This window comes from Noviherbaspirillum sp., from assembly GCF_035254685.1.
Taxonomy (GTDB): domain Bacteria; phylum Pseudomonadota; class Gammaproteobacteria; order Burkholderiales; family Burkholderiaceae_D; genus Noviherbaspirillum.
Window position 1 is genome coordinate 332,984 of the sequence record NZ_DATFAI010000022.1, and the last position, 22,754, is coordinate 355,737.

A 22,754-nucleotide genomic window follows, 5' to 3' on the forward strand; every position below is an offset into this window, starting at 1 on the left:
TCCATTATGGAATTTAAAACTGCCTTGTTCTACGCGTTTTCGGTGATCCTCGTGTTCGCCGCACTACGCGTCATCACAGACCGGAACCCGGTGCACGCTGCATTGTTCCTCGTCTTGTCCTTTTTCTCGGGCGCCGCAATCTGGCTGCTGCTGAAAGCCGAGTTCCTTGCGATCGTACTTGTGCTCGTCTATGTCGGCGCTGTTATGGTGCTGTTCCTGTTCGTCGTGATGATGCTTGAGATCGACATGGAAAAGCTGCGCCAGGGATTCTGGGGGTATTTGCCGCTCGCGGCCACCATCGGCGTGGTGATCGTGCTTGAAATGGCAGCGGTGCTGTTGCACGGGTTCTGGACGCCGGATGCGCAAGTGCCCGCAGCCGCGGCGAACATCGGCGACACCAAGGAACTCGGCAAGCTGATCTTCACGCAGTACATTTACGCGTTTGAAATTGCCGCGGTGGTTCTGCTGGTTGCAATCGTAGCCGCGGTGGCACTGACTTTGCGCCGTCGCAAGGACACCAAGTACTTCAGTCCGTCGGCCGCAGTCAAGGTCAAGCGCAATGACCGCCTGCGTATCGTCCACATGAAAGCCGAATCGGCGCGTGCGAACGGCGGTGCGCAACCAGCTGCGACCGCAGTCGAAAAATAACAAGGGGAAGCATCGTGGCTTTATCGCTCGCACATTACCTGATCCTGGGATCCATCCTGTTCGCGATCTCGATCGTCGGGATTTTCCTGAACCGCAAGAACATCATCGTGTTGCTGATGGCCATCGAATTGATGCTCCTCGCGGTCAACTTGAACTTCATCGCCTTTTCCCATTATCTGGGCGATGCAGCCGGGCAGATTTTCGTTTTCTTCATTCTTACTGTGGCAGCTGCGGAGTCCGCGATTGGTCTCGCCATCCTGGTGGTTCTGTTCCGTAACCTGGACACCATCAATGTCGAAGATCTCGATGCTCTCAAAGGTTAACCACGAAAATAACGACAAGGTCCATCATGGCGGGGCAACTCAACCCTAACGTATTACTGGCTGTGCCGTTGGCACCTCTCGCAGGCTCTGCAATCGCAGGCCTGTTCGGAACCAAGTTTTTCGGCAACAAGATCGGCCGCACCGCGTCGCATTCGGTGACGATACTGGGCGTACTGATCGCCTTCATCATATCCTTCCAGACGTTGCTCGCAGTGCTGGATGGCGCTTCGTATAACGGCACCATCTACAACTGGATGACGGTGATGGGCCTGAAGCTCGAGATCGGCTTTCTGATTGACAGCCTGACGGCGATGATGATGTGCGTCGTGACCTTCGTCTCCCTGATGGTGCATATCTACACCATCGGCTACATGGCAGAAGACGAGGGCTACAACCGCTTTTTCTCATATATCTCGCTGTTTACGTTTTCGATGCTCATGCTCGTCATGAGCAACAACTTCCTGCAACTGTTCTTCGGCTGGGAAGCGGTGGGTCTGGTTTCCTACCTGCTGATCGGTTTCTGGTATACACGTCCGACGGCAATCTACGCCAACATGAAGGCCTTCATGGTGAATCGCGTTGGCGACTTCGGCTTCATACTCGGCATTGGGCTGTTGCTGGCCTATGCCGGCTCTATGAACTACGGCGAAGTGTTCGCAAAGAAGGAAGAACTTGCAAAGCTGATGTTGCCCGGCACCGATTGGATGCTGCTCAGCGTCGCTTGCATCTGCCTTTTTATTGGTGCAATGGGCAAGTCGGCGCAATTCCCGCTGCACGTCTGGCTGCCTGACTCGATGGAAGGCCCGACCCCGATCTCGGCGCTGATCCACGCGGCAACCATGGTGACCGCCGGCATCTTCATGGTGACGCGCATGTCGCCGCTGTTCGAATTGTCTGATACCGCACTCTCCTTCATCCTGGTGATTGGCTCGATCACAGCCCTCTTCATGGGCTTCCTCGGCATCGTCCAGAATGACATCAAGCGGGTGGTCGCGTATTCCACCCTGTCGCAACTTGGCTATATGACGGTGGCGTTGGGCGCATCTGCCTACTCGGTCGCTGTATTCCACCTCATGACGCACGCCTTCTTCAAGGCCCTGCTGTTCCTTGGCGCAGGTGCGGTAATCATCGGCATGCACCATGACCAGGACATGCGCAATATGGGGGGGCTGCGCAAGTACATGCCGATTACCTGGATCACTTCGTTGCTGGGTTCGCTCGCGCTGATCGGCACGCCGTTCTTTTCCGGTTTCTATTCGAAGGACAGCATTATCGAAGCCGTCCACGCCTCGCATATTCCCGGCTCCGGCTTCGCATACTTTGCGGTGATCGCGGGTGTTTTCGTCACGGCGTTCTACTCCTTCCGGATGTACTTCCTCGTTTTCCATGGCGACGAGCGTTGGGGCAAGTCGCATCATGGCGAACATCAGAACCATAGCCATGACGAGCATGCCGGCGAGCACCATCACGGTCTGTCCGCGGGCCAGAAACCACACGAAGCACCATGGGTGGTGACCGTGCCGCTGATGCTGCTTGCCATTCCATCCGTCGTCATCGGCTTCATCACGATCGGGCCGATGCTGTTCGGCGACTTCTTCAAGGATGTGATATTCATCGGCGAGTCGCATGAGGCGATGAAGGAACTGGCGTCGGAATTCCATGGCGCTTGGGCCATGGGTCTGCATGCATTCACTTCACTGCCGTTCGCGCTGGCATTGGCCGGGGTTGTCTCGGCTTACTACTGCTACATGGTGAATCCGAAAGTGCCCGCCTGGTTCCAGGCCAAGTTCCATGGCATCTACACTATCCTCGACAACAAGTACTACATGGACAAGTTCAACGAGATCGTGTTCGGCAATGGAGCGCGGGTGGTCGGTAGCGGCTTGTGGAAAGTGGGCGATCGTGGCCTGATCGATGGCTTGATCGTCAACGGCAGCGCCAAGGTCGTCGGCTGGTTCGCGGCACTGACTCGCCACTTCCAGACTGGTTTCATTTACCACTACGCATTTGTAATGATTCTCGGCGTGCTGTTCTTCCTGATTTATTTCATGCCGTTCCCGACATTTGCCAAATAAGTTGGCGAAGTAAAGCAAAAAACAATCATGATGCAGTCAACTTTCCCTCTCCTGAGCCTCGCGATCTGGTGTCCTATCGCGTTTGGTCTGTTTGTCCTGGCTTTCGGCCGCGATGACAATCCCGGACTGGTGCGATCCGTTTCGCTACTGGGGTCCATCATCAGCTTCCTTGTAACACTGCCGTTGATCCAGCAGTTCGACAAGTCGGTGCACGGCATGCAGTTCGTCGAAAAGGCTGCCTGGATCGAACGCTTCAATGTCAATTACTTCCTCGGCATCGACGGTATCTCGATCTGGTTCATTCTGTTGACCGCCTTCATCACCGTGATCGTGGTCATCGCAGGTTGGGAAGTCATCGAGAAGCGCGTGGCACAGTACATGGGAGCGTTCCTGATCCTTTCCGGGCTCATGATTGGCGTGTTCTGCGCGCTGGACGGCCTGCTGTTCTACGTCTTCTTCGAGGCGACCCTGATTCCGATGTTCATCATCATTGGCGTCTGGGGCGGTCCGAACCGCGTTTATGCCGCAATCAAGTTCTTCCTGTACACCTTGCTGGGTTCGCTGCTCACGCTGGTCGCGCTCCTGTATCTCTACTTCAAGTCTGGCGGAAGCTTCGACATCCTGGCATGGCACAAGCTGCCGTTGCCGCTGAACGTCCAGATCATGATTTTCGTGGCCTTCCTGATGGCTTTCGCGGTCAAGGTGCCGATGTGGCCGGTACACACATGGCTGCCGGATGCGCACGTCGAAGCGCCGACCGGTGGCTCAGTCGTACTGGCGGCAATCATGCTGAAGCTCGGTGCTTACGGTTTTCTCAGGTTCTCCCTGCCGATCGCGCCGGACGCTAGCCATTCCATGTCCGCCTTCATCATCACCTTGTCGCTGATCGCGGTGATTTACATCGGCCTGGTGGCGCTCGTCCAGTCCGATATGAAGAAACTTGTCGCGTACTCGTCGATTGCCCACATGGGTTTCGTCACGCTCGGTTTCTTCGAGTTCAATGCGATGGCGGTGCAGGGCGGTATCGTGCAGATGATCTCGCACGGTTTTGTGTCTGCCGCCATGTTCCTTTGCATCGGCGTACTGTATGACCGCATGCATTCGCGCCAGATTGCGGATTACGGCGGAGTGATCAATACGATGCCGCGGTTCGCGACCTTCTTCGTGTTGTTCTCCCTGGCTAACTGCGGCCTGCCGGCAACTTCTGGTTTCGTCGGCGAATTCATGGTGATTCTCGGCTCGGTGAAATTCAACTTCTGGATTGGCATACTGGCTGCGACGGCATTGATCTGGGGCGCCGCATATTCACTGTGGCTGGTGAAGCGCGTCATCTTCGGCGCCGTGGCCAATGACCACGTGGCCAAGCTGAAGGATATCGGCACGCGCGAATTCGTCATGCTTGGACTGTTGGCAATCGCCGTACTCGTCATGGGTCTTTATCCGGCGCCGTTCACCGATGTGATGCAGGTGTCCGTCGACGATCTGCTCAAGCATGTCGCGATTTCCAAGTTGTAAACCGAATCGAAATACGTGGAGGCATTCCTCACCCCCGTCCATCTCCGCGATACGCGAGATGGACGATTGAACGGAAACTGCGCAGTCAGCTTCTGCGAGGCTTAAGAGTGACAACATGAACAACATGAACCTGGTGCCGGCTTATCCGGAAATTTTTCTGCTGATTGCAACCTCGGCCATTCTTCTGATCGATATGTTCGTATCAGATGCCAAGCGACATATCACGTACGGCCTCACGATCCTGACGCTGCTGGTCTGCATCGCATTGAACGTTGCCAATTTCAGCGGCGCGACGACCTACACGTTCCATAACATGTTCGTGTCGGATCCGATGTCGAGTCTGCTGAAAATCTTCTCGTACGTTGCCATCGGCATCACGCTCATCTACTCGCGCCAGTACGCGACCGACCGCGGCATGCTGGGTGGTACCATCGGCGGCGAATTCTACATACTTGGCCTGTTTTCCCTGCTTGGCCAGATGGTCATGATCTCGGGTAACAACTTCCTGATCATCTACCTTGGCCTCGAGTTGATGTCCCTGTCGCTGTATGCGCTGGTGGCTCTGCGCCGTGGCAATTCGGTGTCGACCGAAGCTTCGATGAAGTATTTCATTCTGGGTGCGCTCGCATCGGGCTTCCTGCTGTATGGACTGTCCATGCTTTATGGCGCCACCGGTTCGCTTGACCTCACGGAAGTTGCCAAGGCCACGGCATCGGGTACGGTCAACAAGACTGTCCTCGTGTTCGGTGTGGTGTTCGTCGTTGCCGGCCTTGCATTCAAGCTCGGCGTGGTTCCATTCCATATGTGGGTTCCCGACGTATATCAGGGCGCTCCGACGGCGGTAACCCTGCTTCTCGGCGGCGCACCGAAACTCGCAGCATTCGCCATCATGATCCGCCTACTGGTTGAAGGCCTGTTCCCACTGGCGATTGACTGGCAGCAGATGATTACTGTGCTGTCGATCCTGTCGATGGCGATCGGCAACATTACCGCGATCGTGCAGACCAATCTGAAGCGCATGCTGGCATACTCGACGATCGGCCAAATGGGCTTCATGCTGCTCGGCATGCTGTCGGGTGTCGTCAATGGAGATGTGTCGCCAGCGGGCAATGCTTATAGCTCGGCGTTGTTCTACTCGATCACCTATGTACTGACCACGCTGGGTACCTTTGGCGCGATCATGCTGCTAGCGCGCTCGGGCTTTGAAGCGGAAAACATCGATGACTTCAAAGGCCTGAACCAGCGCAGCCCCTGGTTTGCGTTCATGATGCTGATCCTGATGTTTTCTCTGGCAGGTATTCCGCCGACGGTCGGTTTCTACGCCAAGCTCGAAGTGCTGCAGGCCGTGCTGGGAACCGGGCAGGTCTGGCTGGCAGTACTGGCTGTGCTGCTTTCACTGATCGGTGCTTTCTACTACCTGCGTGTCGTCAAGGTAATGTACTTTGACGAACCGATCGATACAGCGAAGATTGTTGCTCCGGCGGACATGCGCCTTGCCCTGAGTGTGAATGGTCTGGCAGTCCTGATTCTTGGCATATTGCCGGGCCCGCTGATGGCCGTGTGCGCGACGACTATCGTGAAAACCCTCGCTGCCTGAGCGTCGGGGTAGATACAGCTCGCTGGCGGACGTTTCGCTTTCGAGCTGAACTGTAATCTTGTTGGCGGCTATTGCCGCCAACTTGCGTTTTCTGAATGAGCGGTTGATCGCCGCAACTCCATTGTTATGCGGGCGAACCGGCCAGGGTTGCCGCTTTTCGAACCCGTCCTGCTCTAATCTCTTCTTCTTGGTATGGCCAGGCTTGTTGAGCCTTGCACTGGCAATGCATTTCCCAACACCGGGCGTTCTACGCCATAACAGTATGCTTCTTCATTGTGCAGGCATATCCGGGTATCGTGCCGCTACTCGCGTACGCGGCACAATTGACATGCCGTCATGAAGAAGTCGCAGCAGGCAGTAAAATAAGTCTATTCAACCTTATGGAGCTTGCAAGTGGACCTGCATCTGAAAGAACACCAAGTAGATAGCGAACTTGCTTACGAAGGGCACTTCCTGAAAGTGCAGCGTGACACCGTGCGCCTGCCTGACGGAAATGACTCGAAAAGGGAGTACATCAAACATCCGGGGGCGGTGGTCATCCTTCCTTTGCAAGAGGACGGCACGGTGCTGCTGGAGCGACAATTCCGCTATCCCCTGAACCAGGTCTTCATCGAATTTCCTGCCGGGAAAATCGACCCTGACGAGGACCCTTTGGTATGCGCCAAGCGCGAACTGCAGGAAGAAACCGGCTACACCGCCACTGACTGGCAATATGTCTGCACCATCCACAATGCGATTGCGTATTCGAACGAACATCTGGATATCTTCCTCGCGCGCGGACTGACCGCGGGCGAGAGCAAGCTCGACGATGGCGAGTTTCTGGAAACCTTTACCACGACCGTGCCGGAAATGCTGGACTGGATCCGCGAGGGCAAGATCACGGACGTGAAGACCGTCATCGGCGCATTCTGGCTGGACAAGATCTTGAGTGGACAATGGAAGATGTAAGCGCCGGTTGCCCGGCTGCGTAAAAAGAAAAGAGCCGCGATTGCGGCTCTTTGTCTATCGGCACCCGGGGAATCACATACCCGAATAATTAGGACCGCCGCCACCTTCCGGCGTGACCCACACGATGTTCTGGGTCGGATCCTTGATGTCGCAGGTTTTGCAGTGCACGCAGTTCTGGGCATTGATCTGCAGGCGATCCTCGCCCGAGTCCGTCTTCACGAATTCATACACGCCAGCCGGGCAATAACGGCCTTCCGGACCTGCAAATTTCGCGAGGTTGATCTTCACCGGCACTGTCGGGTCTTTCAGTGTCAGGTGGGCGGGCTGGTTCTCCTCATGATTGGTATTGCTGACGAACACGCTGTTAAGGCGGTCGAAAGTCAGCTTGCCATCCGGCTTGGGATAGTCGATCTTCTGGCACTGGTCCGCCGGCTGAAGATAGGTATGGTCCGGCTTGTCGCGATGGAGCGTCCAAGGCGGATTCGTGATGCCGAGCTTCGGCAGCAGCCACTGTTCGATGCCGGTCATCAGCTGCCCGATCAGCGGGCCCTTTTTGAACCACAGCTTGAAGTTGCGGCTTTCGTTGAGCTCCTTCGCGAGCCAGCTGTTCTCATAGGCCTGCGGATACGCAGTCAGCTCGTCGCCGGCGCGGCCAGCGCCCACCGCCTCGAACACGGCATCTGCACACAGCATGCCGCTCTTGATCGCCGTGTGGCTCCCCTTGATGCGGGCGGCGTTCAGGAAGCCAGCGTCACAGCCCAACAGTGCGCCACCCGGGAAGATCGTCTTCGGCAAGGCCTGTGGTGTGCCATTGTTGATCGCACGGGCACCGTAGCTAAGACGTTTGCCGCCTTCGAGATGGGCGCGGATGGCCGGGTGTGTCTTCCAGCGCTGCATTTCCTCGAACGGACTCATCCACGTGTTCTTGTAATCGAGGCCAATCACGAAGCCGAGCGTGACCTTGTTGTCTTCCAGGTGATAGAGGAAGCCGCCGCCGAAAGTGTTGGGATCCATCGGCCAGCCCGCAGTGTGCACTACCAGGCCGGGCTTGGCTTTGGAAGGATCAACTTCCCACAGTTCCTTGATGCCGATCGCGAAGCTTTGCGGATCCTTTCCCGCATCAAGCCTGTATTTTGCAATCAGCTGCTTGCCGAGATGACCGCGCGCGCCTTCGGCAAACAGGGTGTACTTGCCCAGCAATTCCATGCCAAGCTGGAAGTTCTCGGTGGGTTCGCCATCCTTGCCGATGCCCATGTTACCCGTGGCGACACCCTTGACCGCACCCTTGTCGTCGTACAGTACTTCCGCCGCAGCGAAACCCGGGAAGATTTCGACACCGAGTGCTTCGGCCTGCTGCCCCAACCACTTGACCAGGTCGCCCAGCGCGACAACATAGTTGCCTTCGTTGTGGAAATTGCGCGGTACCAGCCAGTCAGGGAGGCGTTTGGCGCCCGTCTCGGTGAGGGTCAGGATGTCGTCTGCGGTGACGGGCTGGTTCAGCGGTGCACCCATTTCCTTCCACTTCGGGAACAGCTCATTCATCGCGATGGGATCCATCACGGCGCCGGATAGAATGTGCGCGCCGACTTCGCCGCCTTTTTCGAGTACGCAGACGGAAATCTCCCTGCCTTTTTCTGCCGCCAATTGTTTCAGCCGAATCGCGGCCGCCAAGCCTGCCGGGCCGGCGCCAACAATGACGACGTCATACTCCATCGCTTCGCGCGGGCCGTATTGTTCTATCAGATCTTGGGTCTGCGTCATGGTGTTCCCTACGGTAAAATAAAATATCGAACGAACGTGCTAATTGTCGTGGATTTTGGGTGAGAATGCTAGGTACGTCACTCTAATCATTGCACTTTCGTGTAATGATAATGTTTCTTCCGCTGGTCACACAGTCAATTGCAAGACAAAATCGGAGATATCGTGGGCATTGAAGTCAATTTTGAGGGGAAGATTGCGTTGATCACCGGAGCTTCGAGCGGCCTGGGCGCGCGGTTTGCGAAAGTGCTTGCCGAAGCGGGTGCGCAGGTGGTGCTGGCTTCGCGCCGTGTGGATCGGCTGAAGGAGTTGCGTGCGGAGATCGAGGCCGCGGGCGGCGCGGCGCATGTCGTGGCCCTGGATGTGACGGACTATTCCAGCATCAAGTCGGCGATCGCGCACGCGGAGACGGAGGCCGGACCGATCGATATCCTCGTGAACAATTCGGGGGTATCCACTACCCAGCGACTCGTCGACGTGACCCCGGAAGACTACGCGTTCGTGATGGACACCAATCAGCGTGGTGCGTTCTTCGTCGCACAGGAGACGGCCAAGCGCATGATCGCGCGTGCCAAAGGCGACCCGAAGAAGCAGCACAGGATCATCAACATTGCGTCGGTTGCCGGCCTGCGCGTTCTGCCGCAGATCGGGATCTACTGCATGAGCAAGGCGGCCGTGGTGCACATGACGAAATCGATGGCCGTCGAATGGGGACGCTACGGCATCAACGTGAACGCGATTTGCCCTGGCTATATCAGCACCGAAATCAATGCCGCGCACTTCGAAACGGAGCAGGGGCACAACCTCATCAACATGCTGCCGCGCAAGCGCCTCGGCAAGCCGGAAGACCTCGACGGCCTGCTGCTGTTGCTGGCGTCGGATGAATCGAATTTCATCAATGGCGCCATCGTCGCTGCCGACGACGGCATGAGCGCCTACTGAGCTTACCTATTTGCGCCGTCGTGCCAGTGGCGGCGCGTCGCTACTTCAGGTTTTCCATGACCCAGAAAAAACTTGTTCATACGTTGCGCATGCCCATCCGGTGGGGAGACATGGATGCGATGGGGCACGTGAACAATACGGTCTATTTCCGTTATCTCGAGCAGGCTCGCATCGACTGGTTCACTGAGGTCGGTTGCGGACCGGACGAAAGCGGGGAAGGGCCGGTGATTGTCAATGCGCACTGCTCTTTCCTGAAGCAGCTGAAATATCCGGGCGACATTGAAGTGCGCACCTATGTCGGCACGGCCGGACGCTCGAGCTTTGAAACGGTCCAGGAGATCCGGCGCATAGACCAGCCGGAAGTGTTGGCTGCCTCAGGTGGCGCCAAGGTGGTGTGGGTCAATTATTCGCTAGAGAAATCGGTGCCTTTGCCGGAGCGCGTCCTTCGTCTCCTTGCCACATGAGAGCAAGCGCGTCAGGCTGAGACGCCCATGAGGCGGTGCACCAGTTCGCTGGATGTCGCCGCCGAAAACTTTCGCATCAGTTTTGCGCGGTGCATTTCCACCGTGCGCGGGCTTAAGCCCACGTGCCGGGCAATCAGCTTGCTGGTTTTTCCCTCGACCAGCAGCGCGGCGATTTCCCGCTCGCGCGGCGTGAGCTCGGCGGTCACCGGGCGCTTCGCGCTCAGGTCTTCGAAAGTCCAGATTCCCGCCGCGTGCGGATCGTCATGGGTAAGGGAGCGGCCCGTAACATGGCACCAGAACAGTTCCTGATCGGCGCGCTTCATGATCCGCTCATCGGAATAATGCCCTCTGGCGCTCATGATCGGAACGATACGAGCGCCGGTGCGTTCAAACTCGTCGAGTGTCGGGTAGAGCACGCGGAAGGATTGGCCGATCAGATCGCTGGGTCGATAGCCGAACATTTCCGCAAGCGCATCATTGCATGCATGGATGACCCGGTGCTGGGATACGCACATGCCTACTGGCGCGTGTTGAAAGATCGTCTGGTAGTCTATCGTCAAGGAGGCGCTCATAGGCTATCCATAGGCCGTTTCGTCACAAAAATTCGTATTTTTACGGTATTGCACGGTCAAGTCCACCATCTTATGCTGACAGGCACATTACAACAGCCTTTTTTCGGGCAATTTACACAAGAAGAGGGTCGGTATGAATAAAGTTTATCCTGATGCCGCCAGTGCTCTGGCTGGCATTGTCAAGGACGGGCAGACGATTGCCGTCGGTGGTTTCGGCCTCTGTGGCATTCCTGAGGCACTGATCGAGGCCTTGCGTGATTCCGGCGTGAAGAACCTGACGGCAATTTCCAACAACGCCGGTGTTGATGGCTTCGGCCTTGGCCAGCTCCTGAGCACGCGCCAGATCAAGAAAATGATTGCCTCCTATGTGGGCGAGAACAAAGAATTCGAGCGTCAGTTCCTGGCAGGCGAGCTGGAGCTTGAATTCACTCCGCAAGGCACCCTTGCTGAGAAGCTGCGCGCGGGCGGCGCCGGTATCCCGGCATTCTTCACCAAGACTGGCGTCGGCACCATCGTTGCCGAAGGCAAGGAGCTGCGCGAATTCAACGGTGAGCAGTATGTAATGGAGCGTTCGCTGGTCGCGGACGTCTCGCTGGTGAAGGCCTATATGGCTGACAAGGTCGGCAACCTCGTATTCCGCAAGACCGCACGCAACTTCAATCCGAACGTTGCCATGGCGGGCAAGATCACGGTAGTCGAAGTCGAGAAGCTGGTGGAAGTCGGCGAAATCGATCCAGACCAAGTCCATACCCCGGGCATTTTCGTGCATCGCATTGTGCTCAATGCAACGCCCGAAAAACGCATCGAACAACGCACCACGCGTGCATCGTAATACGGAGAACGAACATGGCTTGGACTCGTGACGAAATGGCCGCACGTGCGGCAAAGGAATTGCAGGATGGCTTCTATGTGAACCTCGGTATCGGCTTGCCTACACTGGTGGCCAACTACGTTCCGAAGAACATCGAGGTATGGCTGCAGTCGGAAAACGGACTGCTTGGCATCGGACCGTTCCCGACCGAGGACGAAGTGGACGCTGATCTGATCAATGCCGGCAAGCAAACGGTGACAGCGCTGCGCGGCTCTTCGTTCTTCAGTTCGGCGGATTCGTTCGCCATGATCCGCGGCGGCAAGATCAATATCGCGATACTCGGCGCCATGCAGGTGAGCGAGAAGGGTGATCTGGCGAACTGGATGATTCCCGGCAAGATGGTCAAGGGGATGGGCGGCGCGATGGACCTGGTTGCAGGTGTCGGCCGTGTCGTAGTCTTGATGGAGCACGTCGCCAAGGCGAAGGATGGTACGACGTCGCACAAGATTCTCAAGAAGTGCGATCTTCCGTTGACCGGTGTTGGCGTCATCAATCGCATCATTACCGATCTCGGCGTGATCGATGTCACGGACAAGGGATTGAAACTCGTTGAACTTGCGCCTGGCGTGAGCAAGGAGGAAATCATCTCGAAGACCGGTGCGGAACTCGATGTGAGCGGCGTGCAGTAATACTGCTTTCCACTGCGAAAAAAACGGCGCTTTCGAGCGCCGTTTTTTATCTGCAAACTGTCGTACCCAACATCGGCCAGCAAAGATTTGGTGCCAGCCGATGCGCGTTGCGCAATTACTGCGCGACCCAGCCGCCATCCATGTTCCATGCTACGCCGCGTACCTGGCTTGCTGCGTCACTGGACAGGAAGAGGGCGAGTTCGCCCAGTTGTTCCGGCGTCACGAATTCACCGGAAGGTTGTTTCTCCACGAGCAGGCTCTTCTTCGCTTCCTCATTCGACATGTTTTGCTGCGCGGCGCGCGCATCGACCTGCTTTTGCACGAGCGGTGTGAGCACCCAACCTGGGCAGATGGCATTGCAGGTCACACCTGTATGTGCTGTTTCCAGTGCGGTAACCTTGGTGAACCCAACGATGCCATGCTTTGCGGCGACATAGGCCGACTTCTGCGCCGATCCGACCAGGCCGTGTACAGATGCGATATTGATGATGCGGCCCCAGTTCTTTGCCTTCATTGCCGGCAGCGCAAGGCGCGTGGTGTGAAAGGTAGAGCTCAGGTTGATGGCAATGATCGCGTCCCATTTCTCGACCGGAAAATCTTCGATGTTGGCCACATGCTGAATGCCGGCATTGTTGACAAGAATGTCAACGCCTCCGAAGCGTTCACCCGCGAATTTCATCATTGCCTCGATTTCGGCGGGTTTGGACATATCTGCATTGTGATAGGCAGTTTGCACGCCGAAATCATCTCTGACCTTTGCCTGCAGCGCCTCGATTTCCTTGGCGTCGCCGAAACCGTTGAAGACGATGTTCGCGCCTTGTGCAGCGAAGATCCGGGCGATTCCCAGACCGATGCCGGAAGTGGATCCGGTGACAAGCGCCGTCTTCCCTTTGTGCATATTGCCTTGCATGATGTCCCTCATCGAATGAAATTTGGAATTGCGACAAACTTAGATAGGATTTTAAGCGGAACGACCAGTAAAATGTGAGAATGACAATCGGATTTCCTGATGGCCGACAAAATGACGCAACACCTGATTAGAACCGTGCAATGTCTGTCTCCGGCGGGCCTGCATAAAATGGCTTACAAGGAATGGGGCGACGCGCGAAATCCGCGCGTACTGGTCTGCGTGCATGGCGTCACGCGCGTCTCGGATGATTTTGACACGCTTGCCTCGGAATTGTGCGGCGAATACCGCGTGGTGTGTCCTGATGTCGTCGGCCGCGGTCGTTCGGACTGGCTGCGCGATCCCCAGTACTACCAGATTCCGCAATATGTCAGCGACATGGTGACATTGCTCGCGCGCCTTGATGCGCAAACCGTAGACTGGGTCGGCACCTCAATGGGCGGGCTGATCGGCATGGGACTTGCCTCCCTCAAGGATAGTCCCGTCAGCAAGCTGGTCCTGAACGATGTGGGGCCATCGCTCAGCCCGAATGCGCTGACCCGGATCGGCAGTTACATCGGCGAGTCCATGCGTTTCGATACGTTCGAGGATGCAGTGCGCTACATCAGGGAAATCTCGCAGCCCTTCGGACTTCATGCGAATGAGGAATGGCGCAAGCTTGCCGCCGACGTCCTAAAACAAGACAAGGACGGGAAATGGATTCGGCATTATGACCCAGGCCTTGCAAGCACAATCAAGGCGCCTACGCCGGAGGGTCTGCAGCAGATGGAAGCGCTACTGTGGGCAACGTACGGCGCGATCACCTGCCCGACCCTTCTCGTGCGCGGTGCACAATCCGATTTGCTGACGCAGGAGACCGCGCAGGCCATGACGACGTGCGGTCCGAAGGCAAAGCTGGTCGAGGTGCCCGGCGTCGGGCATGCGCCGACGTTCATGCATCAGGACCAGATCGATATCGTGAAGTCGTTCCTGCTTGAGTAACACACTTCAGAAACGGAAAACCATGGACATCCAACGTTTGCATGTCGGGAAGACGCTCTCGGAAATCGCGATACATAACGGCACCGTGTATCTCGCAGGACAGGTTGCGGAAGACCTGACGCAGAACATCGCCGGCCAGACGCGGGAAGTGCTGGGCCATGTCGATCGCCTGCTGGCAGAGGCGGGCAGCGACAAGTCGCGTATCCTGATGTGCCAGATTTTCCTCGCCGATATGCAGGATTTCAGTGGCATGAACGCGGTGTGGAATGAATGGGTAGCCGATGGCAATTCGCCGCCGCGCGCGACGGTCGAGGCAAAGCTTGGAAAACCGGAGTGGCTGATCGAGGTGGTCGTCACCGCAGCACAGAGATAGTCGCCGAATGGTATCCGTTGCAGCAACTCAGAGCGAAACACACGTCCTGCTGGCCTCCGGATTAACGTCGGAGGACAGCGCACGTGTGATGGACGCGCTTGCCTTCATTGAGCCAATCTATCGCGGCAACAGCATGATCACCGGCCAGGATGCCTACGAATTTGCGCAAGGCATCGCCAGCGTACTCGCCTCGCTCAACACCGATGCGGACACGCGCATTGCTGGCCTGCTCACCGAATTGCCCGTCATTGATGCCAAGGTCGCCGAGAGCATCGAATCACGCTTCGGCAAGGATATCGCCGACCTGGTGAGTGGCATCCGGCAGTTGATGCGACTGCACATGCGGACCTTTGGCCAGCAGGAAGTGGGGCGCGGCAAGAACGCGCCGCAACAGGCTGCGGAACAGCTCGAGACATTGCGCAAGATGCTGCTCTCGATGGCGTCCGACATGCGTGCCGTCCTCGTCCGCCTCGCTTCCCGCGTCACGACATTGCGCTATTTCTCCGAACTGAAGCTGGAAAACGAGAGGACGCATCAGTACGCGCGCGAAACGCTCGATCTGTATGCCCCGCTGGCAAATCGTCTCGGCATCTGGCAATTGAAGTGGGAACTGGAAGACTTGGCATTCCGCTTTCTCGAACCGGCCACGTACAAGCGTATCGCCCGGATGCTCGAGGAAAAGCGCCTGGAGCGGGAGAGTTTTGTCGAAGGGGCGATCGGCCGGCTGAAATCGGAGCTGGCTGCAGCAGATATCAAGGCCGAGGTGTCCGGCCGGCCAAAACACATCTACAGCATCTGGAACAAGATGCGCGGCAAATCCCTCGACTTCTCCGAGCTGTACGATGTGCGCGCATTCCGCGTCATCGTCGACGATGTAAAGACGTGCTACACGGTGCTTGGTCTGGTGCACAACATCTGGACGCCGATCCCGGATGAGTTCGACGACTACATTTCACGGCCGAAGCCGAACGGATACCAGTCGCTCCATACGGTCGTCGTGGCCGAGGACGGGCGCGCGCTCGAGGTGCAGATACGCACGCATGAAATGCATCGCTTTGCCGAATATGGCGTGGCCGCGCACTGGCGTTACAAGGAGAGCGGAGGGTCGAGTTTTTCAGCGCAGAAGTACGATGAAAAGATCGCCTGGCTGCGCCAGCTTCTCGCGTGGAAGAGTGAAGTTGCCGATGCCGTCGTCGCACAGGAAGACATCCGCCGCGAATGGGTCGAGAAACTCAAGTCCGCCGCACTGGATGATCGCATCTACGTGCTGACACCGCAGGCGCGCGTCATCGAATTGCCGAACGGTGCCACGCCGATCGATTTTGCCTACCACCTACATACTGATGTCGGCCATCGCTGCCGCGGTGCGCGGGTCGATGGCGTGATGGTGCCGCTGAACACGCCGTTGAAGAACGGCCAGACCGTCGAAATCATCACGGCGCGGGGCGGCGCGGCAGCGGGCCCTTCACGCGATTGGCTCAGTCCCGGTTATGTGGTGAGTCCACGTACTCGCACCAAGGTTCGGGCATGGTTCAACGCCATCGAGCAGGAGGAGACGCTCGCGCATGGACGCAGCCTTGTAGAGAAGACCTTGCAACGCGAGGGCAAGACGGCGATCAATCTCGAGGAGCTGGCGCACAAGCTCGGATTCTCAAAGCTCGACGATTTGTTCCTCGCCGTCGGCAAGGAAGTGTTCAGCTTGCGCAATATTGAATACGCGCTGCATGAGGACGAGGAAAAGATTGCCGCGAAGGGCGCTGAAGAAGCAATTATCCCGAACAAGAGCCGCGCGTCCAGTGTTGCGCAAGGAGCGCGTTCCGGTGTTCTCGTAGTCGGTACGGACGGCTTAATGACCCAATTGGCCCGTTGCTGCAAGCCAGCACCGCCGGATGAAATCGTCGGCTTCATTACGCGTGGCAAGGGAGTGTCGATCCATCGCGCCAACTGCAAGAATCTGGCGCAAATGCGGATGAAGGCGCTGGAGCGTGTGATTCAGACGACCTGGGGTGACGCAGGAAGGGAGACGGTCTATCCCGTCGATATCTTCATCCTGGCAAACGACAGGCAAGGCCTGCTGCGCGACATCACCGAGGTATTCTCGCGAGAGAAGATCAACGTGATCGGTGTCAATACGCAGAGCGCGAAAGGCCAGGCCCGCATGTCCTTTACTGCAGAAATTTCCTCTACCGAGCAGTTGCAGAAGGCTTTGACGGTCATTCTGGATGTCGACGGCGTACTAGAAGCGATGCGGCAGTAACCCTAATCGCCGTTGACCATCCCGGGTAGTTCGGCCTGCAATGTCACATGGTCGATGCCATGTTTTTCGAGCAGCATCAGCTTGATCGCATGCAGCAGCGTCGGCCATTCGCCCATGCTGCGGATTTCGACATGTCCAATCAGTGCGGGCTGGCCGGGTGTCATTTCCCAGACGTGCAGATCGTGCACGGAAAGAACCCCGTCGATGGCGGCAAGATCCTCTCCGACCTGCAGATAGTCGATATGATGGGGCACGCCCTCCATCAGGAAGTGGTATGCATCACGCAATACGTCGACAGTAGATTTCAGGATCAATAGGGAGACGAGCAGCGACAGCAGAGGGTCGATAGTCATCCAGCCAGTGATATAGATGACTGCGCCGGCGACCAGTGCTGCCACCGAGCCGAGCAGATCGCCGATCACATGGACCAGGGCCGCCCGTGCATTGACGCTTTCCTTGTCATGCGAAAGCACCCATGCGACCATCAGGTTGATTAACAGTCCGATCAGCGCGACGACAAACACGGCCTTGCCTTGAACTGCCTGCGGCGCAGAAAACCGCTGGATTGCCTCGAAGACGATCCAGCCGACAATCGCCAGCATGGCGAGCGCATTGATGAATGCAGCCAGTGCCTCCGCGCGGCCGAATCCGAAGGAATGCTTTGGCGATGGGGGGCGTCGCGCAATCATTTGCGCGAGCAGCGCCAGTCCGAGTGCCGTGCTGTCGGTGACCATATGCCCGGCATCTGAAATCAGCGCCAGGGAATTCGACCAGAATCCAGCCAGCGCTTCGATTGCTGCAAAGGTGAGCGTAAGCAACACGGAGAATCCCAGGATCTTGGGGCTCCGTCCTTCCGCCACGTGATGATGGGAAGCGTCGCCTGCCCGATGGGCATGTAGTTGGCTAGGGGTGATGCTCTCGTGCTTGTTATGCATGGCTTCGGTATGACGGTCGGCCGCGATTCAACGATCGGAATGCCGGCTTATTGTTGTCGTCTGAGAATACGTTTTCAGTGTATCCGATTCACACCGGACATCGGCAGGAGCGGGAAGTTGCGGCCGATGTCCGCTATTTTGGATCTCCAGTGAAGTTGGAGTTTATTATCAAATTGATGTGCCGTTAAGCAAAAGCACTAGCAAACTGAAAAAATAGCCGCTATAATTTCGCTTCTTTAGGCTCGTAGCTCAGCTGGTTAGAGCACTACCTTGACATGGTAGGGGTCGTTGGTTCGAGTCCAATCGAGCCTACCAACGAACAAGCAGTACATTAGTAAGAGCGAGAAAGGCAATCCGGTTATGACACCGCGAACTACCATTGATATGGTTTGGGAGCGACGCTAGTCGGAAGTCTTTTTCGTCCTTGCAACAAGAAAAAGCGCGGCTAGTCCGCGTTTTTTTTCGCCCGTAGTTTTTGATATTCAATCTTCTAGCGTCAGTTTCAACCCAGTACTGACATGGAGCGCAAAATGGTTTCAGTCCGACTTCCCGACGGTTCGCAACGTCAATTTGATGGTCCGGTCAGCGTCGCTCAAGTCGCCGCCAGTATCGGTACAGGTCTCGCCAAGGCTGCGCTGGCGGGCAAGGTGAATGGCAAGGTCGTCGATACATCTTTCCTGATCGAGCAGGATGCCGACCTGTCAATCGTCACCGACAAAGACCCCGAAGGACTGGACGTGATCCGTCACTCGACGGCGCACCTGCTTGCCTATGCCGTGAAAGAGTTGTTCCCGGAAGCGCAAGTCACCATCGGTCCGGTGATTGAAAACGGCTTCTATTACGACTTTTCATACAAGCGCCCGTTTACACCGGAAGACCTGCAGGCGATCGAAAAAAAGATGGTCGAACTTGCGAAAAAGGACGAGCCTGTCGTGCGCAAGGTGTTGCCGCGTGATGAAGCGGTCACCTATTTCAAGTCGATTGGCGAGGCCTACAAGGCGGAAATCATCGAATCCATTCCGCAGGGTGAGGATGTGTCACTGTACGCCGAGGGCAAGTTTACCGACCTGTGCCGCGGTCCGCATGTCCCTTCAACCGGCAAGCTCAAAGTCTTCAAGCTGATGAAGTTGGCCGGTGCCTACTGGCGCGGCGACTCGAAGAACGAGATGCTGCAGCGCGTGTATGGCACCGCTTGGGCGAAGAAGGAAGAGCAGGATGCTTACCTGCACATGCTGGAAGAGGCGGAAAAGCGTGATCACCGCAAACTGGGTAAGGCGCTGGACCTGTTTCATTTCCAGGACGAGGCGCCGGGGCTGATCTTCTGGCATCCGAAAGGCTGGACGATCTGGCAGCAGGTCGAACAATACATGCGTCGCGTGTATCAGGAAAACGGGTATCAGGAAGTGAAGGCACCGCAAATTCTGGATCGCGCCTTGTGGGAGAAAACCGGTCACTGGGAAAATTATCGCGAAAACATGTTCGTGACCGAATCCGAGAACCGCAGCTACGCCCTCAAGCCGATGAATTGTCCGGGGCATGTGCAGATTTACAATTCGGACCTGCGTAGCTACCGTGATCTGCCGCTCCGTTTCGGCGAGTTCGGTCAGTGCCATCGTAATGAGGCGTCCGGTGCCTTGCACGGTCTGATGCGTGTGCGCGGCTTTACTCAGGATGATGGTCATATCTTCTGCACCGAAGAACAGATCGAAAGCGAAGTCACTTCCTTCCATCAGCAGGCAATGCAGGTGTACAAGGACTTCGGCTTCTCCGATATTTCGATCAAGATCGCACTGCGCCCGGATAACCGTATCGGATCGGATGAGACGTGGGATCGCGCAGAGGAAATGCTGCGCGCGGCCCTGCGCGCTTGCGGCGTGAGCTGGACGGAACTGCCTGGCGAGGGGGCTTTTTATGGTCCGAAGATCGAATACCATCTGAAGGATTCGCTCGGCCGGCCATGGCAGGTCGGGACGATGCAGGTCGATTTCTCGATGCCGGGACGACTTGGTTCGGAATATGTTGCGGAAGACAACACCCGCAAAGTACCGGTCATGTTGCACCGCGCCATCGTGGGTTCGCTGGAACGCTTTGTCGGCATCTTGATCGAAAATCATGCCGGGGCACTACCGCTCTGGCTCGCGCCGGTGCAGCTTGCCATCCTGAATATCTCAGATGCCCAAGCTGATTACGCTCAAAAAGTTGCACAAAACCTGAAAAAACAAGGATTTAGGGTGCGCCTCGATTTGCGTAATGAGAAAATAACCTATAAAATACGCGAGCATTCGGTTCAGAAGCTGCCTTATATCGTCGTTATCGGCGACAAGGAGCGGGATGCCAACACAGTGGCCGTGCGTGCGCGGGGCAACATCGACTTGGGGGTGATGTCGGTCGATGCACTGGTGGATCGACTCAAGAACGAGGTCGACACCAAAGCCTGATCGGGGAAGCCCGAAGCGCTTGAGCACGGCTTAGTCATTTAATTTTTAAAGGAAACTGCAATAGCTACGGAAAAGTCGCATCGCATCAACGGCGAAATTACTGTGCCGGAGTTGCGCCTCACTGGGGTCAATAACGAACCGCTTGGTATCGTAAGTCTGACTGAAGCCTTCCGTTTGGCGGAAGAAGCAAACGTGGATCTGGTGGAAATTGCGCCGACCGCGCATCCGCCCGTGTGCCGCCTGATGGATTATGGCAAGTTCAAGTATCAGGAACAGAAAAAGGCCCACGAAGCGAAGCTGAAGCAGAAAGTCATCCAGGTCAAGGAAGTCAAGTTCCGTCCGGGTACCGACGATGGCGATTACAACATCAAGCTGCGCAACCTGATGAAGTTTCTCGACGAGGGCGACAAGACCAAGATTACCTTGCGATTCCGTGGTCGCGAAATGGCGCACCAGGACATTGGCATGCGTATGCTGGAGCGACTGAAATTCGACCTGGAGCAGTACGGACAGGTCGAGCAGTTTCCAAAGATGGAAGGCCGCCAGATGGTGATGGTGCTGGCGCCGAAGAAAAAGAAATAAGAGATTTGCATGAAGGGCCCGCATCGGGCGGTTCATGTCAATAGCAGGGGGCTCGATCCCACTGCAAAACAAGTGAAAGCAGGCATCCAAGCGCAATGAAGTATTGCCACCTGCAATCATGCTAAAAACGGAGCTGTCCGAGAGGACAGATATTTCTATGCCTAAAATGAAGACGAAGAGCAGCGCGAAAAAGCGCTTCCGCGTACGTCCGGGCGGAACCGTCAAGCGCGGTCAAGCCTTCAAGCGTCACATCCTGACCAAGAAAACCACCAAGAACAAGCGCCAGCTGCGCGGTGCAGTGGACGTTCATGAGACAAACATGGACTCCATCCGCGCAATGATGCCGTTCGCCTAACCTCACACTAAGGAGCTAATATGCCTCGAGTAAAACGTGGGGTCACAGCGCGGGCCCGTCATAAGAAAGTCCTCGACCTGGCCAAAGGCTATCGTGGTCGCCGCGGTAATGTCTACCGCATCGCCAAGCAGGCGGTCATGCGTGCAGGCCAGTACGCATACCGCGACCGTCGCAACAAGAAGCGTGTATTCCGCGCACTGTGGATCACACGTATCAACGCGGCAACGCGCGCGCACGGTGTTACCTACAGCGTATTCATGAACGGTCTCAAGAAAGCCAATATCGGTCTCGATCGCAAGGTCCTGGCAGATATGGCCGTGATGGACAAGCCGGCATTTGCTGCGATTGTCAACCAGGTGAAGGCCAACATCGCCGCTTGAGTGTCGTGATCGTTTGTGCCGCCGAATAGCGGCACTGCATAAGCGGGGCAGAGGTCACACACCTGTGCCCCGTTTTATTTTGAATTGCCGCTTTTCTCGAGCGGACTCCTGTTTTCGATTTCTTTTCACGGGCGAAAAAGCCGCATGAATTCCCTCGATCAGATTGTCATCCAGGCGCAGGCCGACTTCGCTGAAGCAGAAGACGCCGCGGCACTGGAGAATGCGAAAGCCAAATACCTTGGCAAGACCGGCCAGATCACCGAACAGATGAAGGGCCTGGGCAAGCTGGCACCGGAGGATCGCAAGGTGCAAGGTGCGATCATTAACGCCGCCAAGGAAAAGATTGAAGCCGCATTGAATGCACGCCGCGAGGCGTTGGCTGATGCACAGATGCAGGCGCGCCTGAATGCCGAGGCGATCGACGTGACGCTGCCCGGACGCGGGCGCGGCAAGGGCGGCATCCACCCGGTCATGCGTACGTGGGAACGCATCGAGGCGATTTTCCGCTCCGTCGGTTTCGACGTTGCGGACGGGCCGGAGATCGAGAATGACTGGACCAATTTTACCGCGTTGAACAGCCCTGAGAACCATCCGGCGCGTTCGATGCAGGATACCTTCTACATTGAAGGCAACGATACCCAGGGCAAACCGCTGCTGCTGCGTACGCATACCAGTCCGATGCAGGTGCGGTATGCTCGCATGAACAAGCCGCCAATCAAGGTGATTGCTCCTGGGCGCACCTACCGCGTCGACAGCGATGCGACACACTCGCCGATGTTCCATCAGGTCGAGGGCTTGTGGATCGATGAAAACATCAGCTTTGCCGATCTCAAGGGCGTTTACCTGAATTTCGTGCGGGCATTCTTCGAAACAGACGACCTACAGGTGCGTTTCCGTCCCTCGTATTTTCCCTTCACCGAACCGTCAGCCGAGATCGATATTGCGTTCGGAAGCGGCCCGCTCAAGGGGCGCTGGCTGGAAGTATCGGGCGCCGGCCAGGTGCATCCAACCGTGGTGCGCAACTTCGGACTTGACCCTGAAAAGTACATCGGCTTCGCGTTCGGCTCCGGCCTTGAGCGTCTGACGATGCTGCGCTACGGAATCAATGACTTGCGCCTGTTCTACGAAGGCGATCTGCGCTTCCTGAAACAATTCAACTAAACACCGTCATGGAGCGCCGAGGCGCACAGCGCAGCGCTTCATG

Annotated in this window: 22 protein-coding genes and 1 tRNA gene; 19 read left to right on the forward strand and 4 right to left on the reverse strand. The window is 56.7% G+C overall.

Going from position 1 to position 22,754, the window contains the following annotated elements; translation table 11 throughout:
* The first annotated feature begins 6 nt into the window (after positions 1-6).
* From VJ698_RS09505 to VJ698_RS09530, 6 genes are all read left to right on the forward strand, one after another.
* Entirely contained in the window at positions 7-648 is a 642-nt protein-coding gene (locus tag VJ698_RS09505) for an NADH-quinone oxidoreductase subunit J (protein ID WP_324102501.1), read from the forward strand.
* 11 nt (positions 649-659) lie between these two features.
* The gene (gene nuoK, locus VJ698_RS09510; RefSeq protein WP_324102611.1) at positions 660-971 is read left to right on the forward strand and encodes an NADH-quinone oxidoreductase subunit NuoK; all 312 of its coding nucleotides are present in this window, start codon (positions 660-662) and stop codon (positions 969-971) included.
* A gap of 26 nt (positions 972-997) precedes the next feature.
* Positions 998-3,046 carry an NADH-quinone oxidoreductase subunit L gene (nuoL, locus tag VJ698_RS09515; RefSeq protein WP_324102502.1) on the forward strand — a complete coding sequence of 683 codons (2,049 nt, stop codon included), beginning with the start codon at positions 998-1,000 and terminating at the stop codon, positions 3,044-3,046.
* A 27-nt stretch (positions 3,047-3,073) separates the two neighbouring features.
* Positions 3,074-4,561, forward strand: a complete 1,488-nt coding sequence (locus tag VJ698_RS09520; protein ID WP_324102503.1) for an NADH-quinone oxidoreductase subunit M — start codon at positions 3,074-3,076, stop codon at positions 4,559-4,561.
* Between the two features lie 115 nt (positions 4,562-4,676).
* Positions 4,677-6,158, forward strand: coding sequence for an NADH-quinone oxidoreductase subunit NuoN (nuoN, locus tag VJ698_RS09525; protein WP_324102504.1), 1,482 nt, complete (start codon positions 4,677-4,679; stop codon positions 6,156-6,158).
* A gap of 393 nt (positions 6,159-6,551) precedes the next feature.
* Positions 6,552-7,106, forward strand: a complete 555-nt coding sequence (locus VJ698_RS09530) for an NUDIX hydrolase (protein WP_324102506.1) — start codon at positions 6,552-6,554, stop codon at positions 7,104-7,106.
* Between the two features lie 72 nt (positions 7,107-7,178).
* On the opposite strand, the gene VJ698_RS09535 is transcribed toward VJ698_RS09530, so the two are convergent.
* A complete protein-coding gene (locus VJ698_RS09535; protein WP_324102507.1) occupies positions 7,179-8,867 on the reverse strand; it encodes an electron transfer flavoprotein-ubiquinone oxidoreductase in 1,689 nt (562 codons plus the stop codon).
* Between the two features lie 162 nt (positions 8,868-9,029).
* Here VJ698_RS09535 and VJ698_RS09540 point away from each other — a divergent pair, with 162 nt between their 5' ends.
* Both VJ698_RS09540 and VJ698_RS09545 read left to right on the forward strand, forming a co-directional pair.
* Positions 9,030-9,806, forward strand: coding sequence for an SDR family oxidoreductase (locus tag VJ698_RS09540; protein WP_324102508.1), 777 nt, complete (start codon positions 9,030-9,032; stop codon positions 9,804-9,806).
* Positions 9,807-9,862: 56 nt separating this feature from the next.
* The gene (locus VJ698_RS09545) at positions 9,863-10,270 is read left to right on the forward strand and encodes a thioesterase family protein (protein ID WP_324102509.1); all 408 of its coding nucleotides are present in this window, start codon (positions 9,863-9,865) and stop codon (positions 10,268-10,270) included.
* 11 nt (positions 10,271-10,281) lie between these two features.
* Here VJ698_RS09545 and VJ698_RS09550 read toward each other — a convergent pair whose 3' ends face one another.
* Positions 10,282-10,842, reverse strand: coding sequence for a PAS and helix-turn-helix domain-containing protein (locus VJ698_RS09550; protein WP_324102510.1), 561 nt, complete (start codon positions 10,840-10,842; stop codon positions 10,282-10,284).
* Positions 10,843-10,975: 133 nt separating this feature from the next.
* Between VJ698_RS09550 and VJ698_RS09555 the strand changes: the two genes are divergently transcribed.
* Both VJ698_RS09555 and VJ698_RS09560 read left to right on the forward strand, forming a co-directional pair.
* The gene (locus tag VJ698_RS09555) at positions 10,976-11,674 is read left to right on the forward strand and encodes a CoA transferase subunit A (protein WP_324102511.1); all 699 of its coding nucleotides are present in this window, start codon (positions 10,976-10,978) and stop codon (positions 11,672-11,674) included.
* Between the two features lie 14 nt (positions 11,675-11,688).
* Entirely contained in the window at positions 11,689-12,342 is a 654-nt protein-coding gene (locus VJ698_RS09560; RefSeq protein ID WP_324102512.1) for a 3-oxoacid CoA-transferase subunit B, read from the forward strand.
* 115 nt (positions 12,343-12,457) lie between these two features.
* Here the strand turns inward: VJ698_RS09560 and VJ698_RS09565 are convergent, their stop codons facing one another.
* Positions 12,458-13,252, reverse strand: coding sequence for a 3-hydroxybutyrate dehydrogenase (locus tag VJ698_RS09565; protein ID WP_324102513.1), 795 nt, complete (start codon positions 13,250-13,252; stop codon positions 12,458-12,460).
* Between the two features lie 111 nt (positions 13,253-13,363).
* Between VJ698_RS09565 and VJ698_RS09570 the strand changes: the two genes are divergently transcribed.
* The 3 genes from VJ698_RS09570 to VJ698_RS09580 are packed head-to-tail and all read left to right on the forward strand — an operon-like array spanning position 13,364 to position 16,860.
* Positions 13,364-14,230, forward strand: coding sequence for an alpha/beta hydrolase (locus VJ698_RS09570; protein WP_324102612.1), 867 nt, complete (start codon positions 13,364-13,366; stop codon positions 14,228-14,230).
* 22 nt (positions 14,231-14,252) lie between these two features.
* On the forward strand, positions 14,253-14,603 hold the full coding sequence (locus VJ698_RS09575) for a RidA family protein (protein WP_324102514.1): 351 nt from the start codon (positions 14,253-14,255) through the stop codon (positions 14,601-14,603).
* 7 nt (positions 14,604-14,610) lie between these two features.
* Positions 14,611-16,860, forward strand: coding sequence for a bifunctional (p)ppGpp synthetase/guanosine-3',5'-bis(diphosphate) 3'-pyrophosphohydrolase (locus VJ698_RS09580; RefSeq protein ID WP_324102515.1), 2,250 nt, complete (start codon positions 14,611-14,613; stop codon positions 16,858-16,860).
* Positions 16,861-16,862: 2 nt separating this feature from the next.
* Here VJ698_RS09580 and VJ698_RS09585 read toward each other — a convergent pair whose 3' ends face one another.
* Complete coding sequence (locus tag VJ698_RS09585) at positions 16,863-17,795, reverse strand: cation diffusion facilitator family transporter (RefSeq protein WP_324102516.1); 933 nt, start codon at positions 17,793-17,795, stop codon at positions 16,863-16,865.
* A gap of 238 nt (positions 17,796-18,033) precedes the next feature.
* Between VJ698_RS09585 and VJ698_RS09590 the strand changes: the two genes are divergently transcribed.
* From VJ698_RS09590 to pheS, 6 genes are all read left to right on the forward strand, one after another.
* Positions 18,034-18,110 (forward strand) — tRNA-Val (locus tag VJ698_RS09590).
* 215 nt (positions 18,111-18,325) lie between these two features.
* The gene (gene thrS, locus VJ698_RS09595) at positions 18,326-20,233 is read left to right on the forward strand and encodes a threonine--tRNA ligase (protein ID WP_324102517.1); all 1,908 of its coding nucleotides are present in this window, start codon (positions 18,326-18,328) and stop codon (positions 20,231-20,233) included.
* Positions 20,234-20,293: 60 nt separating this feature from the next.
* Positions 20,294-20,815 (forward strand): translation initiation factor IF-3, encoded by a 522-nt coding sequence (gene infC / locus VJ698_RS09600; RefSeq protein ID WP_324102613.1) that lies wholly within the window; start codon positions 20,294-20,296, stop codon positions 20,813-20,815.
* A 157-nt stretch (positions 20,816-20,972) separates the two neighbouring features.
* Positions 20,973-21,170: a 50S ribosomal protein L35 gene (gene rpmI / locus VJ698_RS09605; RefSeq protein WP_324102518.1), complete on the forward strand. Its 198-nt coding sequence runs from the start codon at positions 20,973-20,975 to the stop codon at positions 21,168-21,170.
* 20 nt (positions 21,171-21,190) lie between these two features.
* Positions 21,191-21,550 carry a 50S ribosomal protein L20 gene (gene rplT / locus VJ698_RS09610; RefSeq protein WP_146330037.1) on the forward strand — a complete coding sequence of 120 codons (360 nt, stop codon included), beginning with the start codon at positions 21,191-21,193 and terminating at the stop codon, positions 21,548-21,550.
* 144 nt (positions 21,551-21,694) lie between these two features.
* Entirely contained in the window at positions 21,695-22,711 is a 1,017-nt protein-coding gene (gene pheS / locus VJ698_RS09615) for a phenylalanine--tRNA ligase subunit alpha (protein ID WP_324102520.1), read from the forward strand.
* Positions 22,712-22,754 lie beyond the last annotated feature (43 nt).

Excerpts from the sequence above, each read along its gene's own strand:
- VJ698_RS09505 (WP_324102501.1), top strand. The coding sequence starts at position 7 with ATGGAATTTAAAACTGCCTTGTTCTACGCGTTTTCGGTGATCCTCGTG.
- nuoL (WP_324102502.1), top strand. The coding sequence starts at position 998 with ATGGCGGGGCAACTCAACCCTAACGTATTACTGGCTGTGCCGTTGGCA.
- VJ698_RS09520 (WP_324102503.1), top strand. The coding sequence starts at position 3,074 with ATGATGCAGTCAACTTTCCCTCTCCTGAGCCTCGCGATCTGGTGTCCT.
- nuoN (WP_324102504.1), top strand. The coding sequence starts at position 4,677 with ATGAACAACATGAACCTGGTGCCGGCTTATCCGGAAATTTTTCTGCTG.
- VJ698_RS09535 (WP_324102507.1), bottom strand. The coding sequence starts at position 8,867 with ATGACGCAGACCCAAGATCTGATAGAACAATACGGCCCGCGCGAAGCG.
- VJ698_RS09545 (WP_324102509.1), top strand. The coding sequence starts at position 9,863 with ATGACCCAGAAAAAACTTGTTCATACGTTGCGCATGCCCATCCGGTGG.
- VJ698_RS09550 (WP_324102510.1), bottom strand. The coding sequence starts at position 10,842 with ATGAGCGCCTCCTTGACGATAGACTACCAGACGATCTTTCAACACGCG.
- VJ698_RS09555 (WP_324102511.1), top strand. The coding sequence starts at position 10,976 with ATGAATAAAGTTTATCCTGATGCCGCCAGTGCTCTGGCTGGCATTGTC.
- VJ698_RS09560 (WP_324102512.1), top strand. The coding sequence starts at position 11,689 with ATGGCTTGGACTCGTGACGAAATGGCCGCACGTGCGGCAAAGGAATTG.
- VJ698_RS09565 (WP_324102513.1), bottom strand. The coding sequence starts at position 13,252 with ATGCAAGGCAATATGCACAAAGGGAAGACGGCGCTTGTCACCGGATCC.
- VJ698_RS09570 (WP_324102612.1), top strand. The coding sequence starts at position 13,364 with ATGACGCAACACCTGATTAGAACCGTGCAATGTCTGTCTCCGGCGGGC.
- VJ698_RS09575 (WP_324102514.1), top strand. The coding sequence starts at position 14,253 with ATGGACATCCAACGTTTGCATGTCGGGAAGACGCTCTCGGAAATCGCG.
- VJ698_RS09580 (WP_324102515.1), top strand. The coding sequence starts at position 14,611 with ATGGTATCCGTTGCAGCAACTCAGAGCGAAACACACGTCCTGCTGGCC.
- VJ698_RS09585 (WP_324102516.1), bottom strand. The coding sequence starts at position 17,795 with ATGCATAACAAGCACGAGAGCATCACCCCTAGCCAACTACATGCCCAT.
- thrS (WP_324102517.1), top strand. The coding sequence starts at position 18,326 with ATGGTTTCAGTCCGACTTCCCGACGGTTCGCAACGTCAATTTGATGGT.
- rpmI (WP_324102518.1), top strand. The coding sequence starts at position 20,973 with ATGCCTAAAATGAAGACGAAGAGCAGCGCGAAAAAGCGCTTCCGCGTA.
- rplT (WP_146330037.1), top strand. The coding sequence starts at position 21,191 with ATGCCTCGAGTAAAACGTGGGGTCACAGCGCGGGCCCGTCATAAGAAA.
- pheS (WP_324102520.1), top strand. The coding sequence starts at position 21,695 with ATGAATTCCCTCGATCAGATTGTCATCCAGGCGCAGGCCGACTTCGCT.